The sequence below is a fragment of the Methylomonas sp. genome (genome assembly GCF_023228165.1).
Taxonomy (GTDB): Bacteria; Pseudomonadota; Gammaproteobacteria; order Methylococcales; family Methylomonadaceae; genus Methylomonas.
In genome coordinates this window covers 1-16,196 of record NZ_JALOBS010000003.1, presented here as the reverse complement: position 1 = coordinate 16,196, position 16,196 = coordinate 1, and the positions used below count along the sequence as shown (strand labels likewise).

General features: G+C 51.1%; 16 protein-coding genes. 8 read left to right on the top strand and 8 right to left on the bottom strand.

The window, feature by feature from the left end; all coding sequences use genetic code 11:
* Nucleotides 1-9: 9 nt before the first annotated feature.
* The 3 genes from fdhF to M0R33_RS02750 are packed head-to-tail and all read right to left on the bottom strand — an operon-like array spanning nt 10 to nt 4,901.
* On the bottom strand, nt 10-2,862 hold the full coding sequence (fdhF, locus tag M0R33_RS02760) for a formate dehydrogenase subunit alpha (protein ID WP_292564713.1): 2,853 nt from the start codon (nt 2,860-2,862) through the stop codon (nt 10-12).
* A 21-nt stretch (nt 2,863-2,883) separates the two neighbouring features.
* The gene (locus M0R33_RS02755) at nt 2,884-4,425 is read right to left on the bottom strand and encodes an NADH-quinone oxidoreductase subunit NuoF (RefSeq protein WP_292564710.1); all 1,542 of its coding nucleotides are present in this window, start codon (nt 4,423-4,425) and stop codon (nt 2,884-2,886) included.
* A complete protein-coding gene (locus M0R33_RS02750; RefSeq protein WP_292564707.1) occupies nt 4,425-4,901 on the bottom strand; it encodes a formate dehydrogenase subunit gamma in 477 nt (158 codons plus the stop codon). Before M0R33_RS02750 ends, M0R33_RS02755 begins: the two co-directional genes overlap by 1 nt.
* A gap of 232 nt (nt 4,902-5,133) precedes the next feature.
* Between M0R33_RS02750 and M0R33_RS02745 the strand changes: the two genes are divergently transcribed.
* Nucleotides 5,134-5,322, top strand: coding sequence for a (2Fe-2S)-binding protein (locus M0R33_RS02745; protein WP_292564704.1), 189 nt, complete (start codon nt 5,134-5,136; stop codon nt 5,320-5,322).
* An 83-nt stretch (nt 5,323-5,405) separates the two neighbouring features.
* Here M0R33_RS02745 and M0R33_RS02740 read toward each other — a convergent pair whose 3' ends face one another.
* The 5 genes from M0R33_RS02740 to M0R33_RS02720 are packed head-to-tail and all read right to left on the bottom strand — an operon-like array spanning nt 5,406 to nt 7,905.
* Nucleotides 5,406-6,425 (bottom strand): peptidylprolyl isomerase, encoded by a 1,020-nt coding sequence (locus M0R33_RS02740; protein WP_292564702.1) that lies wholly within the window; start codon nt 6,423-6,425, stop codon nt 5,406-5,408.
* Nucleotides 6,426-6,428: 3 nt separating this feature from the next.
* Nucleotides 6,429-6,701 (bottom strand): BolA family protein, encoded by a 273-nt coding sequence (locus M0R33_RS02735; protein ID WP_292564700.1) that lies wholly within the window; start codon nt 6,699-6,701, stop codon nt 6,429-6,431.
* A complete protein-coding gene (locus tag M0R33_RS02730; protein WP_292564698.1) occupies nt 6,698-7,003 on the bottom strand; it encodes a YciI family protein in 306 nt (101 codons plus the stop codon). Before M0R33_RS02730 ends, M0R33_RS02735 begins: the two co-directional genes overlap by 4 nt.
* Nucleotides 7,003-7,545: a septation protein A gene (locus M0R33_RS02725; protein WP_292564696.1), complete on the bottom strand. Its 543-nt coding sequence runs from the start codon at nt 7,543-7,545 to the stop codon at nt 7,003-7,005. Before M0R33_RS02725 ends, M0R33_RS02730 begins: the two co-directional genes overlap by 1 nt.
* A gap of 33 nt (nt 7,546-7,578) precedes the next feature.
* Nucleotides 7,579-7,905 (bottom strand): hypothetical protein, encoded by a 327-nt coding sequence (locus tag M0R33_RS02720; RefSeq protein ID WP_292564693.1) that lies wholly within the window; start codon nt 7,903-7,905, stop codon nt 7,579-7,581.
* A 111-nt stretch (nt 7,906-8,016) separates the two neighbouring features.
* Here M0R33_RS02720 and M0R33_RS02715 point away from each other — a divergent pair, with 111 nt between their 5' ends.
* The 7 genes from M0R33_RS02715 to M0R33_RS02685 all read left to right on the top strand — a co-directional run bounded on the left by M0R33_RS02715 (nt 8,017) and on the right by M0R33_RS02685 (nt 15,849).
* A complete protein-coding gene (locus tag M0R33_RS02715; protein WP_292564691.1) occupies nt 8,017-8,319 on the top strand; it encodes a DUF1244 domain-containing protein in 303 nt (100 codons plus the stop codon).
* Nucleotides 8,316-9,047, top strand: a complete 732-nt coding sequence (locus M0R33_RS02710) for a class I SAM-dependent methyltransferase (RefSeq protein ID WP_292564689.1) — start codon at nt 8,316-8,318, stop codon at nt 9,045-9,047. The genes M0R33_RS02715 and M0R33_RS02710 overlap by 4 nt, the downstream gene beginning before the upstream one ends.
* 55 nt (nt 9,048-9,102) lie before the next feature.
* Nucleotides 9,103-10,815, top strand: a complete 1,713-nt coding sequence (locus M0R33_RS02705) for an SPOR domain-containing protein (RefSeq protein WP_292564686.1) — start codon at nt 9,103-9,105, stop codon at nt 10,813-10,815.
* 196 nt (nt 10,816-11,011) lie between these two features.
* Nucleotides 11,012-11,218: a hypothetical protein gene (locus M0R33_RS02700; RefSeq protein WP_292564683.1), complete on the top strand. Its 207-nt coding sequence runs from the start codon at nt 11,012-11,014 to the stop codon at nt 11,216-11,218.
* A 137-nt stretch (nt 11,219-11,355) separates the two neighbouring features.
* Nucleotides 11,356-12,012 carry a thiopurine S-methyltransferase gene (locus tag M0R33_RS02695; protein WP_292564682.1) on the top strand — a complete coding sequence of 219 codons (657 nt, stop codon included), beginning with the start codon at nt 11,356-11,358 and terminating at the stop codon, nt 12,010-12,012.
* A 101-nt stretch (nt 12,013-12,113) separates the two neighbouring features.
* Nucleotides 12,114-15,455, top strand: a complete 3,342-nt coding sequence (locus tag M0R33_RS02690; protein WP_292564680.1) for an RHS repeat-associated core domain-containing protein — start codon at nt 12,114-12,116, stop codon at nt 15,453-15,455.
* A gap of 4 nt (nt 15,456-15,459) precedes the next feature.
* Nucleotides 15,460-15,849, top strand: coding sequence for a hypothetical protein (locus M0R33_RS02685; protein ID WP_292564678.1), 390 nt, complete (start codon nt 15,460-15,462; stop codon nt 15,847-15,849).
* Nucleotides 15,850-16,196: the final 347 nt, after the last annotated feature.

Here is a 16,196-nt window from a genome sequence, read left to right as displayed (position 1 = left end):
ATGGCGGTGTTATTCGCCGGCCGGGATGCGGTTGTCCAGCAAGGATTGTTGCTTATCGGAGAAGTGTTGATATTGCTGTTGCCACTCCGACGGTTGCGCCACTTTGGCCACATGCACGGCGGTGACTTTATATTCCGGACAGTTGGTGGCCCAGTCCGAATTATCGGTCGTGATGACGTTGGCGCCGGAATGCGGGAAGTGGAAGGTGGTGTAGACCACGCCCGGTTGCATTCTCTCGGTAATGATGGCGTGCATCACGGTTTCGCCGGTACGGCTTTTTACGCCGACCCAGTCGCCATCGGCTATGCCCAATACCTCGGCATCGTGCGGATGGATTTCCAAACGGTCTTCGTCGTGCCATGCCACGTTTTCGGTACGGCGAGTTTGGGCGCCGACATTGTATTGCGACAAAATACGGCCGGTGGTCAAAATCAACGGGTACCTGCTGTTGGTGCGCTCCTGGGTGGGAACGTACTCAGTTAGCATGAAACGACCCTTGCCCCGAACGAACTGGTCGGTATGCATGGTAGGCGTACCGTCGGGTGCTTCTTCGTTGCAGGGCCACTGTATGCTTCCCATGGCTTCGATTTTTTCATAGGTCACGCCGGCAAATTGTGGGGTCAGGGCGGCGATTTCCGTCATGATTTCAGATGGATGGTTGTAATTCATCGGATAGCCCAATGCATTTGACAAATCCTGGGTCACTTCCCAGTCTTCCTTGCCGGCTAACGGCGTCATGACTTTGCGCACCGGAGAAATACGGCGTTCTGCGTTGGTGAAAGTACCGTTTTTCTCCAGGAATGAAGAACCCGGCAGGAACACATGGGCAAATTTAGCGGTTTCGTTGAGGAAGATGTCCTGCACGATCAGGCAATCCAGTTCGCGCAAGGCGTGATGTACATGCTGGATATCCGGATCGGACTGCGCAATGTCCTCGCCTTGCACATACAGGCCTTTGAAAGTACCGTCTATGGCGGCGGCAAACATGTTCGGTATGCGCAGGCCGGGTTCGGATTCCAGCGATACGCCCCACGCAGCTTCGAATTGAGCACGGGTTTCGCTGTCGGACACATGGCGATACCCCACAAATTCGTGCGGGAACGAGCCCATGTCGCAGGAGCCTTGCACGTTGTTCTGTCCGCGTAATGGATTTACCCCTACTCCGTCGCGGCCGACGTTGCCGGTAGCCATGGCCAGGTTAGCGATACCAATGACGGTGGTCGAGCCTTGGCTGTGTTCGGTCACGCCCAAGCCGTAATAAATGGCGCCATTACCGGCTGTTGCGTACAGACGCGCCGCGGCACGCATGGTTTCCGCTTCGATGCCGGTAATTTCCGCTACCGCTTCCGGTGAATTTTGCGGCAGGGAGACAAAGGTTTTCCATTTGGAGAAGGATTCGACATCGCAACGTTCCAGTGCAAAGGCTTCGTCGGCCAAGCCTTCGGTGACGATAACATGGGCCAGTGCGGTGACCACGGCGACATTGGTGCCGGGCCGCAGTTTTAAATGATAATCGGCTTTGACGTGCGGACTGTTACGGACCAGATCGATACTGCGTGGGTCTACTACAATCAATTTGGCGCCTTGACGCAGACGGCGTTTCATCATCGAACCGAACACCGGATGGCCGTCGGTCGGGTTGGCGCCGATCACCATGATCACATCGGATTTCATCACCGAATCGAAGGTTTGGGTGCCCGAAGATTCGCCGAAGGTGTTTTTCAGACCGTAACCGGTCGGGGAGTGGCAAACCCGGGCACAAGTATCGACGTTGTTATTACCGAAACCGGCGCGGATCAGTTTTTGTACTAAATAGGTTTCTTCGTTGGTGCAGCGAGACGAGGTGATGCCGCCAACGGAATATTTGCCGTATTTGGCTTGAATTTGTTTCAGACGGTCGGCGGCAAATGTTATGGCTTCTTCCCAGCTGACTTCACGCCAGGCGTCGCTGATTTTGTCGCGTACCATAGGCGTGGTGATGCGGTCTTTGTGGGTGGCATATCCGAAGGCAAAGCGGCCTTTGACGCAGGAATGGCCATGGTTGGCCTGGCCGTTTTTATCCGGCACCATCCGCACCAGTTGCTCGCCCTTCATTTCCGCTTTAAAGGAGCAGCCGACACCGCAATATGCACAGGTGGTAATCGTGCTATGTTCCGGCACACCGTTATCGATCACGGAATTTTCCATCAGTGTCGCGGTCGGACAGGCTTGCACGCAAGCACCGCAGGACACGCATTCGGAATCCATGAAATCTTGGTTTTGGCTCGGCGAGACCTTGGATTCGAAGCCACGGCCATCAATAGTCAAAGCAAAAGTACCCTGGGTTTCTTCGCAGGCCCGCACGCAACGCGAACAGACGATACATTTTGCTGGGTCGAAGGTGAAATAGGGGTTGCTGGTGTCTTTTTCGGCATCCAGGTGATTTTCACCCTCGAAACCGTAACGTACTTCGCGTAAGCCAACTTGGCCGACGGTGTCCTGCAATTCGCAATCGCCGTTGGCGGCGCAGGTCAAACAATCCAGGGGATGATCAGAAATGTAGAGTTCGGCAATGCCGCGGCGGATATTGGCTAATTTGTCGTTTTGGGTGCAGACTTTCATGCCTTCAGCCACCGGTGTGGTGCAGGAGGCCGGATAACCGCGAGCGCCTTCGATTTGCACTAGGCACATACGACAGGAGCCGAACGGCTCCAGGCTATCGGTGGCGCATAATTTTGGAATGCTGATTCCAACTTCAGCGGCGGCGCGCATAACGGAGCTGCCAGTGCTGACTGTAACTTTTTGGCCGTCGATTTCCAGAGTGACCTGATTTTCTGATGCGCTTTTGGGGGTACCGTAATCTATTTCGTTATTGGCTGACATAAGCTAACTCCTGGTAATCGATCAGACTTTGGCGGCTTTTTGCAAGCCAAAGTCTTCTGGAAAATGATTCAACGCGCTTAACACCGGATAAGGTGTCATGCCGCCCATTGCACACAAAGAGCCGAAGACCATGGTGTCGCACAAATCCCGCAGTAGTACGGTATTTTTATCCTTTTGGACATCACTGACGATGCGGTCTATTACTTCAACGCCGCGCGTTGAGCCTATGCGGCAGGGTGTGCATTTGCCGCAAGATTCTTCCACACAAAATTCCATCGCATAACGAGCCATGTCGGCCATGTTGACCGTGTCGTCATGCACTACAATGCCGCCGTGACCCAGTACGGCAGAAATGGCGGCAAAGGCTTCATAATCCAGCGGGGTATCGAACTGGCCTTCGTGGAGATAAGCGCCCAATGGACCGCCCACCTGAACCGCCCGGATCGGTCGGCCGCTGGCGGAACCGCCGCCGTAATCGTACAGTAGTTCTCGTAAGGTCATGCCGAATGCCACTTCAAACAGGCCGGGGTGTTTGATATTGCCGGCCAGTTGCAAGGGCAGAGTGCCGCGCGAACGGCCCATGCCGTAATCGCGGTAGTATTCGCCGCCTTTATCCAAAATGACGGGTACGGATGCCAGGGAAATGACATTGTTGACGACTGTAGGCTTGCCGAACAGACCGACGATGGCGGGAAGGGGAGGCTTGAAACGCACCAAGCCGCGTTTGCCTTCCAGGCTTTCCAGCAAAGAGGTTTCCTCGCCGCAGATGTAAGCGCCGGCGCCCATGCGAACTTCCAGGTGGAAAGTTTTGCCGCTGCCTTGAATGTTTTCACCCAGATAACCGTTTTGGTAAGCGGCTGCTATGGCTTGATTCAGCGCTACTTTGGCATGCGGATATTCGATCCGTAAATAGATATAGCCTTGCGTGGCACCGACTGCCAAGCCGGCAATGGTCATGCCTTCGATTAGTACGAAGGGGTCGCCTTCCATAATCATACGGTCGGAGAAAGTGCCGGAATCACCCTCGTCGGCATTACAGACGATATATTTTTGTTCGGCCGGTGCATTTAGAACGGTATTCCATTTGATACCGGTCGGGAATGCCGCGCCGCCGCGACCGCGTAAACCGGAGTCGGTAACGTGTTTGACGATGTCGGTCGGTTGCATGGTCAGTGCATTTTTTAAGCCTTGGTAGCCGTCATGCGCGATGTAATCGTCAAGATTGACGGGGTCGGTCAAACCAACGCGGGCAAAAGTCAGTCGGTTTTGATTTTTGAAATAAGGCAACTCTTCTATATTGCCCAGGCAGAGAGGGTGCTGTTTGCCTTCCAATAAACCGTTTTCCAGTAAAGATGCTACGTCTTCGGGTTGAACGGGGCCGTAAGCGATACGGCCTTGTGATGTTTCGACTTCAATCAGAGGTTCCAGCCAATAAAGGCCGCGCGAACCATTTCTAACGACTTCGATGTGTTTGTCTTTGGTTTGCGCTTGTATAGTTTGGGCTACCTGTTCTGCGCCCAGGGAAAGCGCGGTCGAGTCACGGGAGATGAATAAGCGGGTCATTATTTGGCACCTTTGCAAGCAGCTAATAGTTGATCAAATTTTTCCGGAGTGACACGACCATGTACTTCATCATCAATGGTTATTGACGGGGAGCAGGCGCAGTTTCCAAGGCAGTAGACAGGTTCGAGGGAAAAATGTTCATCAGAGGTTGTTTCGTGAAAATCGACACCTAAGGTTTGTTTGGCGTGATTTTCCAGGGCTTTGCTGTTCATGGCCTGACAGGATTCTGCCCTGCAGATGCGGATAGTATGTTTGCCTGGCGGCGTGGTGCGAAAATAATGATAAAAGCTGATAACGCCGTGTACTTCGGCCTTGGAAAGATATAAGGCTTTGGCTATATCTTCGACGGCTGCCGGGGGAATGTAGCCCAAGGTATCCTGAATACCGTGAAGGATCGGAAGCAGATTGCCCGGCATGGTCCGATGGGCATCCAGTATGTCAAGCACGATAGGTTTTTGGCTTTGGTAGTCTTGCATCATGGGCTCTGAAATAATGATGAAATATTTAACTAGCTATTTAATCATGAACAAATGTGCTTTTGCAATGAAAGCTAATCGCGCAATCCCGCATGTTTCCTAATGTTTGTGTGGTTTTTTAACGGTTTATCAGTTTGGTTTCAAAATAGTAAACAATTTATTAATCAAGAGGGCTTTACATTTAAATGATAATTGTTATCATTAGTATCGTGTATTGGTTAGCGAGGTCACAATGTACGTTTGTGTTTGTAAAGCTGTTACGGACAGCCAAGTAGCTCAGGCAATTGATCAAGGCGCGTGTACGCGCAGGCAGTTAATGCAATGTACCGGTGCGGGTGGGGTTTGCGGAAAATGTAGCCAAAGCATTAAGAGCTTGTTGGATGAAAAGACATGCCGACAGCACGTAATGCATCCGGCATAACACTGATGTTTTGGTAAGAGTATCTAAATACTTTTCCAATCAAAAAGCAGGGTAGGTCATCTACCCTGCTTTTTTTTGCGTATTTATTCGGCGGGTTTTGGCTGAGATTGGGTTTCTTCGTCAGCTGGAGCCGCTTCCTCGGGGGCGGTTGAGTCAGTTTCCGTTGCTGTAGGGCTGCCATCGGTGGCCGACTGCGCATCGGGGCTTTCTGCTTGCGGAGCATCTGTCGAGGCTGCGGGGTCTTCGCTAACTTGAGGCTCCGCGGGCTTTGGTTCCGGTGCCAGCAGAATTTCGACTTTAGCGCTATTACGCAGATTTTCAATCATGGTTTGGGCTTTCTGGCGCTGCAGCATCGGACGGATTTGTTCTTTAACCGAGTCGAATGGCGGTGGCGTCAGGGCTCTGGATTCTTCTCTCAAAATGACGTGCCAGCCGAATTGGGTTTGCACCGGTTCTTTACTGAATTTACCGTTTTCTAGAGCGATAACGGCTTCCGAGAACGGTGGCACCATGCGATCCGGAGTAAACCAGCCCAAGTCGCCGCCTTCGGAGCCCATGGGGTCGATGGAGTGCTTTTTAGCAAGTGCTTTAAAATCGCCGCCTTTTTCCAGTTCAGCGATGATTTTTTTCGCTTCGTCCTCGGTTTTAACCAGAATATGGCTGGCTTTATATTCTTCGCCCATGTTGGCCATTTTAGAGTCGTACTCGGCCTTGATTTCTTCGTCGGTAACCGGATTGGCTTTCAGGTAGTCTTGTAAAGCCGCTTGCGACAACAGCGAGTTTCTGACTGTCGCCATGCGTTCAATGACTTCTGGCGAGTTATCCAATTGTTTTTGCAGCGCCTGTTGGATTAACAGTTCACGTTGGATCAATTCTTCCAGTAATTGTTCTTTCGGGAACGTTTGGCCTTGGCTGCGTTCGGCAATTTCTTTTTCCAAAGTGTCCAGGGTTTTTTTGCTGATATATACGCCGTTGACTGAAGCTACTGCGTCTTCCTTGCTGACGGCAGGAGCTGTGGTGGCGGCATCATTGGTTTTATCTTCAAAGCAGCCGGGTAACAGGGTTGCACTAGCCAGTATCAGTGGGATCAGTTTCAGTTTCATTACTTAATTTCCTTTGCTATTTTCTGTGGGGGTTAATGCATTAATGCCGAGAGCGTGGATTTCATCTTTCATCATGTCTCCCATGATTTTATATATCAATTGATGACGTTGAACCAAGGATTTGCCCTCGAACTGTTCGGAAACGATAGTGACATTGTAATGTCCACCGCCCTTATTGCCGGCATGACCGGCGTGAGCGGCGCTATGGTCGATAATCTCGATTAAATCGGGCTTAAGAGCGTCTTCCAGTTTTTGTCTGATGATGTTGGCTGTCATTGCTGCGGAAATACTTGTTTGAAAGGTTTGACGGTAACGCGAGCGTAAACGCCTGCGTCGATATAAGGATCGGCATCGGCCCAGTGTTGGGCGTCGGCTAAATTGTTAAATTCCGCAACCACCAGGCTACCGCTAAAACCCGCATCGCCGGGGGTTTCCGCGTCAATAGCCGGATGGGGGCCTGCCAGAATCAATCGGCCCTCATCTTGTAACGTTTGAAGTCTTGCTAAGTGGGCATGGCGAGCGCTCAGCCGTTTAGTCAGACTATCGTTAACATCTTCGCTGATGATGGCGTAAAGCATTATTTTTTTGCCTCTGTTTCAGGGGCGTACTTATATAAGAAGGCCATTTGTACCACAATAAAAACCACCATCAAGCCAGGTACCCCAAAGGTTTTGAAGTTAACCCAATCATCGGTGCTGAAATGGTGCATGACATATAGATTCAAGAAGCCGATACCTATAAAAAATAGAGCCCAGCTCAAGTTTAAGCGCTTCCAGATGTGGGCGGGTAATTCCAGATTGGCGCCCATCATGCGCTCGATAAAGGTTTTACGGCCTATGAATTGACTGGCCAAGAACGCGCTACCGAATAACCATTCGATAATGCTGAGTTTCCATTTGATAAATTGGTCATCCTGCAGATAAAGAGTCGCACCACCCATGACCAGTATCAGTCCCAATGTGATCCATTGCATGGTTTCTACTTTGCGATACATCAGCCAGTAGGTGGCAACCTGAACAACCGTGGCAACGATGACAACTGCCGTGGCTATGTAGATATCGTATAGTTTGTAGGCAATGAAAAACAGGATGATGGGGAAAAATTCTAAAAATGGCTTCATTTAAGGCTTATGGCTAAGAATGGATAGGGATGGTTAAGCATAATAATCAACGCGAGTTATGAGGTTTTCAAGTCGCAGCTGGTTGGCTTGCTCACGGGTTTGATTGTATGCCTGTAAGGCTTTGTTGGAACGGGTGTCGTCACTTTGGGAAAAATTGTTCTGCTGATTAAAACCCGATGTGGCTAGGGCGGTCTTAATTTGTTCGGGCGTAGATGCTGGTGCTTCCAGCCGTCCTGGAACATCCGTGGCTTGTTTATCGCTTGCGTCGGTGCCGGCTGGTTTTTGGGTAAAGCGATCCTGCTCCGGTTTGATAAAACCAGCGGGATAAGCGGTCAACGATGAGCTGTGGATAGTGTTCACACGTTAATGGTACGGACAGCTGAAATAATCGCTAATTGTAGAATCTTTGTATGCAAATGTACATGAGTCGAACTGCTTTGCTGATAAAATGCAAGATTTAGGAGGATAGTTATGCAAGACAAAACGGTTGAATTAGAGGCGGCGGCATTCCGGCAATTGCTGGCGCATTTGCAGCAACATACCGAGGTGCAGAACATCGAATTGATGATGCTGGCGGACTTTTGCCGTAACTGTTTGGCTAAATGGTATGTGGCGGCGGCGGCCGAGCGGGGCATGGAGGTCAATTACGAGCAAGCCAGAGAAATTGTGTATGGCATGCCCTACAGCGAATGGAAAGATCGTTATCAAACCGACGCCACGGCTGAACAGCTGGCGGCCTATGAAGCAAAACAAAAATTAAAATCCCAATCATGATGGCCGCTAACACTTTTGATGCGATGTTCTCCGGCGTAATAGGCCGGGAATATCAGTTGTTGAAATTGATATGCCCATCTGCAACGGAAATGAGCCGGTTGGTCGGTGTTGAAGTGGGGGAATACTGTAGGCTGAAATCGAATCCGCAATCGATAGTCGAATTAGGCGGCGGTACCGGCATAACGACGTTATCGATTTTATCCGCGGATGAACGGTCGCTTGTGTTGAGTGTGGACAATGAGCCGGCCATGCAAAATCAAGCCAAGCAAAGTTTGGAAACATGGGTTGATAGTGGTCGGCTGGCTTTTTCGAGCGACGATGCCTTAAGCGCACTCAAACAATTGGAGGGTGATAGCGTCGATATTGTGGCGTCGGCTTATACTCTGCATAACTTCGAAACCGGATATCGTCGGCAAGTTATAAACGAAATTTTTCGGGTGTTGAAATCGGGCGGACAGTTTATTAATGGCGACCGGTATGCTTTGGATGAGATCAGCGTCCATACGCGTAATACGCAAAAAGAAGTAGCCGGTTATTTCAAGGTGTTAACAGAAATCGATCGCCTGGATTTATTGGAACAGTGGGTTATTCACCTATTTAATGATGAATCGGAGAACCATATCATGCGCGAATCGATAGCCTTACAGCAAATGATCGAGGCCGGTTTTGAACGGATTCAGTTTAAATTACGACACGAAGTTAATGCGTTACTGACAGCCACAAAATGATCGGTAATTTTGATTTTGGTTTTCTACTCCTATTCATGCAGTCGCGAGGTTAGACATGGCTCAATCTAAAAACGACAAAAATCAAAAGCCGCAAGATAGTTTTGCCGACGATTTGGATTCGATGCTGAATCTCGATGGCGAGACCGGACAGGAAGTCGGTTTGATTGACGACGATGACGCCATTGATAGACTGTTGATAGGCGATGATTTCGAGTCGGAAGCACTCGAAGAAAAAGCAGCATCACAATTCGATGACATCGATCAGCTTATAGACGCAGAGGCCAATCGGGCCGACAAAGTGGTACCTGACTTTGACGAATTTGGCGATGACATCGACGATTTAATTGCGGATATCCAAATTAATCCCAAGCAAATAAAAGATGCCGAACCTCAAGCCGCGGCACCGCTTGATGATTTGATAGCCGTCGAAGCCGATGACGCTGCCTTGGACTCGGTAGGCGAAATCGAAATCCAGCCGGAAGAAGAGCCGGTTTTGCCGGAAATGGCAATCGAAACGGATGCTGGAAATGACCTGTTGGAAAAGATGACGGAAATTGATGGATTTGCGGACCAAGCGCATCCCTCCCATTCGGAGAACGCCGATTTTTTATTGGCTGATTTTGATATTTCCGTGGATGACGAGTTTACCTCGGACGATGGCTACGGGACGGAAAAAGTTACCGAGAGGCCATCGGTACCTGAGCCGGTCATTCAACCCGAAGATACGCCGGTTACCGAAGCCGAAAATGTTCCGGTAACCGAACAACTTATTCCAGCGGAACAGGCTTTGGCTGATACTGAAGTTATCGATACCGGCGCTGAGATCGCTGAAACTGAGGTATCGGAAGTCAGTACCGATGAACCGCCGCCGGTGTCAAACGACAGCAAGCCGGAAGTGGAATATGCCGCTTTGATTGCCGGATTAACCGCCCAGATAAATGAACTAGTCAAAAAACAGGCACATGTCCACCACGAAGTGCAGCTTAAAAGTAGTAAGGATGAATTGGCATCCATTGCGGAAACGCTCGACACACTGAAAAGCGAGCAAAAAAAAGCCAAGCGGCATATCGATATCCTGAATAATCAGAAGCCGGTATCGGCCTATGTGGCGAATGGCATAGCCATAGTGGCCTTGATTGTGGGCGGTAGTTTGGGGTACCAAGGTTATGTCGCAAAATCCCAGGTTGCCCAGCTCATTGAGTATATGGGGAAAATGCAGACTCAAATCAATGAAGCTCCCACGGCCGATGCCGCCGAAAAAGAAATGTTACGCAAACAGTTGGACGAATTGTCTCGCGCCAATAGCGTGGTCAGCGAACAGATTGACGAGCTCACAAAAGCCATGCAAGGGCAGGGTGGCGGTAAGCCTGTCGGCGAGTTGAGTAAGCAGTTAAAAGACTTGAATAATCAAGATATGCAGATGGGGGCTGAAATCGAAGCGCTGCAGGGTAAAATTGCTGCGTTGGAAAAAAGCAAAGTAAGAGCGCCGGTTGCGAAACCAGTTCCCAAAAAAGCAGCTATCGTAGAGGACAATTGGGTTGTTAATCTGGTGGCATTTAAACAGGACTGGTACGCCAAACGTAAAGCCGAAGAGTTTGCCGGGAAAGGTGTGCAGGCCAAAGTAGTTAAAACCGAGTCCAAGGGGGAAACCTGGTATCGTTTGAGTGTCGATGGCTTTAAAAGCCAATACGAAGCCGCCGCCTATGCAGCCCGAGTTAAAAAAACCTTAAACTTAGACTCGGTTTGGGTTAATAAGAACAAAAAATAACTTAAATTTATTAGGTTTTTGACAATTTTGTCATCTTGCCTGTCATGTCTGACACGCTTGGCGGTAATAGGCTGATTTTTATATTGATTATTGGTGGATATAATTTTTATGTGATTGATTTCAAAAAAATTAAAAATAATGGCGTTGCTTATGCTGGTTGATTAATGTGATTAACCCGTTCATTAAGGTGAATGCCATGGAAACTTCAAATGAAATCAATGAAATGTATGTTGAGCGTTTCGCTTTTATAGAGACCCTGAGCCGGGAATTCGTAGCCATGACTGGTTGTGGTGTCTATGTGTTCTTAAACCCATTGGACTTGGATCAGCTGTTCGATAAATACCAAAATCTAGGTTTATCGATGAGGGTTTTTGCAAGGCAATGCGTCAGGAACTTAACCTAAGGAAGTTCTTGATATTCAAAATGGTGGCTCCCGCGAATGCGGGAGCCAAAGTCAATTCAACGTTCTGGATTGCAGAATAGCAAATAGTTAGAGATGCCCTTAACCTAAGCATAGGTTGTATTTTAATAGGACAAAGTATGGATCAGGCTTTTTGGCATGAACGTTGGCAACAAAACCAAATCGGTTTTCACGCGGCGGAGTTTAACCCGCATCTGCAAAATCATTGGCCGACCCTTCTGATACCTAAAGGCGGCAAGGTATTTGTGCCTTTGTGCGGCAAAAGCAAAGATTTATTATGGTTGATGGCTGAAGGCTATGAGGCGATAGGTGTCGAGTTGAGTCCCTTGGCGGTGCAAGCCTTTTTCGCAGAAAACGACCTGTCAGCGCGGGAGTTTCAGAAACAGTATTTCACTGTTCATCAGCTGGATGGCCTAAACCTCCATTGCGGCGATTTTTTTCAGCTTGCCGCCGATGATATCGGCGAACTATCGGCGGTTTGGGATCGTGCATCGCTGGTGGCGTTGCCGCCGACGATGCGGGTTGCTTACGTTGAACGTATGCGGCAATTGCTTACGCCGGGTAGCCGAATCTTATTGGTTACTTTTGATTACCCCCAACACGAAATGCAAGGGCCGCCTTTTTGTGTGCCAAGCGCCGAAGTGCAGGCACTTTACGGCGGATGGTGCGAGGTCGAGTTGTTAAGTACTCACGATGTTCTGGATGACGAACCGCATTTTCGCGAGCGGGGTTTTAGTCGTCTGCAAGAACAGGTCTATAAGCTAACGGTAGATTGACGACTACTGCTAGCCGCCAACCTTGAGTGCTAGAAATATTGATCCGCAACCCCGGCTTGTGCCCGTATTGATTAAATTACCGTGATACTTGGAGGAACTGTATGAACCGGTTTATGGAATTATGCCTTAGTATGAGAATCGATCCTAAATGGACTCGTCGTAATAACTGTATGTCGCCTCGGCGAGGATTGTACCCGCTCAGCTGCATCCTGCTCTTGCTGTTAGGCGTGAATTTGAGTCATCCCGTACAAGCCTGCTCGCTGCAATTCACCTCGCCGGCGCGCGGGAGCACAGTTGCGTCATCCCAGGTCGGCGTCTCCGGCACCGGTTCCGGCAATGCCAATTCGGGCGATCAAGGGCAGGTCACCGCTTATATTAACGGGACGCCGTTTTTCAGTCAGAGCGGTACCTTTACCACACTGATCAATTTCCTGGGTTCGGGAGCGGCCTCGGTCACTCTGCAAAAAGGCGCCAACACGCTCTCGGTGTCTGGCAGTGTTAACGGTTGTTCCGCGTCCGATAGCATGGTGGTGTATTACCAACCCGCGCCCGCGCAAGCACAAAAAAATGCCGGTGCGCCGGAGGTTTGCAACGGCACCAATCCCATCAACGATGCCACCGGGAATAAGTTTCAGCTGGAAGCGGATTATCAGGGTACCGGCGACTTCCCCCTGCAATTGGCGCGTTACTACAACAGCGCTTACAGCGACGTGCGCGCTCTGGGCAAATCCTGGCGACACACTTACGAACGCGAACTGTATTTCGATAGCGCCAAGACCAATGCCTTTATCATCAGGCCGGACGGCAAGGCTTACCGCTTCACGAAATCGGGTGGTCTGTGGCTTTCCGATGGCGATATTAACGATCGTTTTACTGCTCAGACTGATACTGCCGGCACGTTAACCGGTTGGCAATTATTCAAAGGCGATGAAAACGGCTTCGAATATTATGATTCGACGGACCGATTGACCGTGTTGACGAACCGGCATGGTCAAAGCCAAGACATAAGCTATGATGGAGCCGGCCGCATTGCCACGGTGACCGATCGCACCACGCAACGGGCATTGAGTTTTGCCTACGACAGCAACAATCGCCTCGGCACGGTCACCGATCCTGGCGGTGCGGTTTATACCTATGCCTACGACACCAACGGACGCCTCGCGCAAGTCGTTTGGCCCGGCGCGATACCCGGCAATCCCAGCCGACAATACCTTTACAATGAGCCGGTCAATACGTCCAGCACCAATTTACCGTACGCCTTGACCGGTATTCTGGACGAAAACGGCGGCCGCTATGCCACGTATCGATACGATGCCCAGGGCCGGGGCATCGCCAGCGAACACGCCAATGGCATAGATCTGCATCAATTGAACTATAACGCCGACGGCAGCACCCTGATTACCGATGCCTTGGACCACGACCGCATATACCGGTACCAGACGGTCCTGGGCGTTAAGCACAGTGCCGGTCAAAACCAACCGGCCGGCTCCGGCTGCGCGGCCAGTGCCAGCCACCTCGGCTACGACGCCAACGGCAATATCGCCAGCCGCACCGACTTCAACGGCAACCTCGGCTGCTACGCCTACGACCTGAATCGCAACCTGGAAACCGTCCGCGTCGAAGGCTTGGCGGCCGGTTCGATCTGCCCGGCGGACTTGGCGGCCTACACCCCGACCGGCAGCCAGCGCAAAGTCACCACCCAATGGCATGCCGCCTACCGGCTGCCCAGCCAAATCGACCAAGCCAACCAACGTAGTACTTTCAGCTACGACGCCAACGGCAATTTGCTAGCCAAAACCCTCACCGACACCGCAATCCAACAAAGCCGTACCTGGACTTACACGTACAACGCCCTCGGCCAAATAGTAACCGCCGACGGCCCGCGCACGGATGTCAACGACCTTACCAGCTACACCTACTACGCCGATACCACCGCCAACCACCATCACGGCGACCTGCATACCTTCGGCAACGCCCTCGGCCACGTCACCACCTTTACCGACTACGACGCCAACGGCCGCCTGCTCAGTCTGACCGACCCCAACGGCTTGGTTATAAGCTTCGCCTACGACCTGCTGGCCGCCGCCAACGACCAAAGTTACAGTTACGACGGCCTGAACCGGCTGATAGCCGCGAATGGAACCGCGCAACAGAGCTACCAATACGACCCGGTCGGCAACCGGCTGGCCGACGATCTAAACGGCGCCACCACCCAATACCAATACGACCTCGGTAGCCAGAAACTCTTGTCGCAAACCGGCGCCCATCCCAATACCGTCGTTAGCAACGCGGTAGGCAACATCACCCAAACCGGCGGCAAAACCTATCTGTACGCCCCCGACCAGCGGTTGACCAGCGTCAAACAAGGCAGCAGCGACATCGCCCGCTACAGCTACGACGCCCAGGGCCGGCGCAAAAGTAAAACCGTCGGAACCGCGACAACCCACTACGACTACGATCTGCAAGGCCGCTTGCTCGGCGAAGACCGCGTGCCGGGCGATTACGTCTACCTGGACGGCGAACCCCTGGCGCGAGTCGACTACAACCTCAGCGACTGGAGCGGCAACGTCGCCAGCTGGAATATCGCCTACTATCACAACAACCCGCTCGGCGCACCGTTACAAACCACCGACCGGTTAGGCCAAATCAGCTGGAGTGCCCAACTCGACCCGTTCGGCAAAGCCACGCCGATCAACCCCGCCATTACCCAAAATCTGCGCCTGCCCGGCCAATACTACGACCAGGAAACCGGCTTGCATTACAATATGGCGCGGTATTACGATCCTGTAAATGGCGGGCGTTACCTTCAGTCCGATCCGATTGGGTTGAGTGGGGGGATTAATACTTATGCCTATGTTGAAAATAACCCGCTAAGTTACATCGATCCACTTGGTCTTGATCGTACTTATGCGGTAGGGCAAAGATTAGTTACCTTTCCTGATGGGCAAATGACTCCCGCAGAGTCGGCCATTGTAGAAGCGGGATTTCCAGAAGCTGATGGTCCGGTGAGCCCTGTCGGCGTAGCTGCAACTACTGCTGAAGCCGCACTTGCGGCTTGTCCGCCGGGGCGTGTTGCAAGGGGAGGATTGTCTTCAAGCGCTAATTTCGCCCAGAGAACTTTTCGTGAGGGGTTCAGCGCTGGGGGGCGGCGCGAACTCAGCGCGATTGCAGGTCAGCCGATTCGTACGGTTGATGATCTCGCAAATGCAATTCGAGGTGGTTTGGAGCCATCGAAAATCCCAGTGAATGTCATCGAGCGAGGCGGTAACACGCTGATTCTTAATACCCGAACTGTGCAAGCGCTAGAGCGGGCAGGAGTTCCGCGAAGCTCCTTTAATGTTATAAACCGGACGGGTGACGAGTTCTTTGAGGGGCTTTTGTCTGGGCAGCTCCAGCACAACAATCCGACGAGTGGTGGCATTTCGTCAGTGGTGAGGGGGTAGCGGAATGGCGGTGCGTAAGTTGTGGGGTTTGCGGACAACGCAATCAGGATGTGGTGATATCCGGATAACATTCGATAGTGTGATTCTGCTTGCCGAATATGAATTTCGCGGCGAGGGACAGGATCAGGTGGGAGGTCTTCAGTTCGAGGATGTTATTGCGTACAGATTTCGAGACGAGATGCACAGCCAGGGGTTCGATACTTCAAGCTATGATTCGGTCGTTGAAGTAATCGATTCGGACTGGATTGCGGGTTTGGTCAGGGACGAGCCGGAGGGGATTCGAGGAGCTAAGGGCAAGAAGCATTTTGCAGTCCTGCTCAGCAGCAATGGGTATCTTGAAGCGGTTGCTGGTTCTTGCATAGAAGTCGAACCGCGAAGAGGAAGCCTTTCCTAGGAGCCTATCCGAGAATAGCCTAGGAGGCTGTCCGAGAACTCGAAGATTGAAATTTTCACCACAATATATAGTGCAATGTTTGATTAAAACTTACTGTATGTCGTGGTCATTTTTTCAGAGTTTGCATTCTCGGACAGCCTCCTAGCCGCCACTGTTTTCCCGGATTATTTACTGCGGCCGGCCATAAGAGTGAATAAGGGGTCAAGTGAATAAGGCAGAACGGAAAATTTCAAGCTAGTTGTCGCCTCAGTGTGAAACTCTTATGCAGCTATTTGCTCCTGGTTAGCAATCTCCTGGGTCGATTTGATTTTAGTTTCAGCCTGATCTGGATTTAAGTGCACCGTATG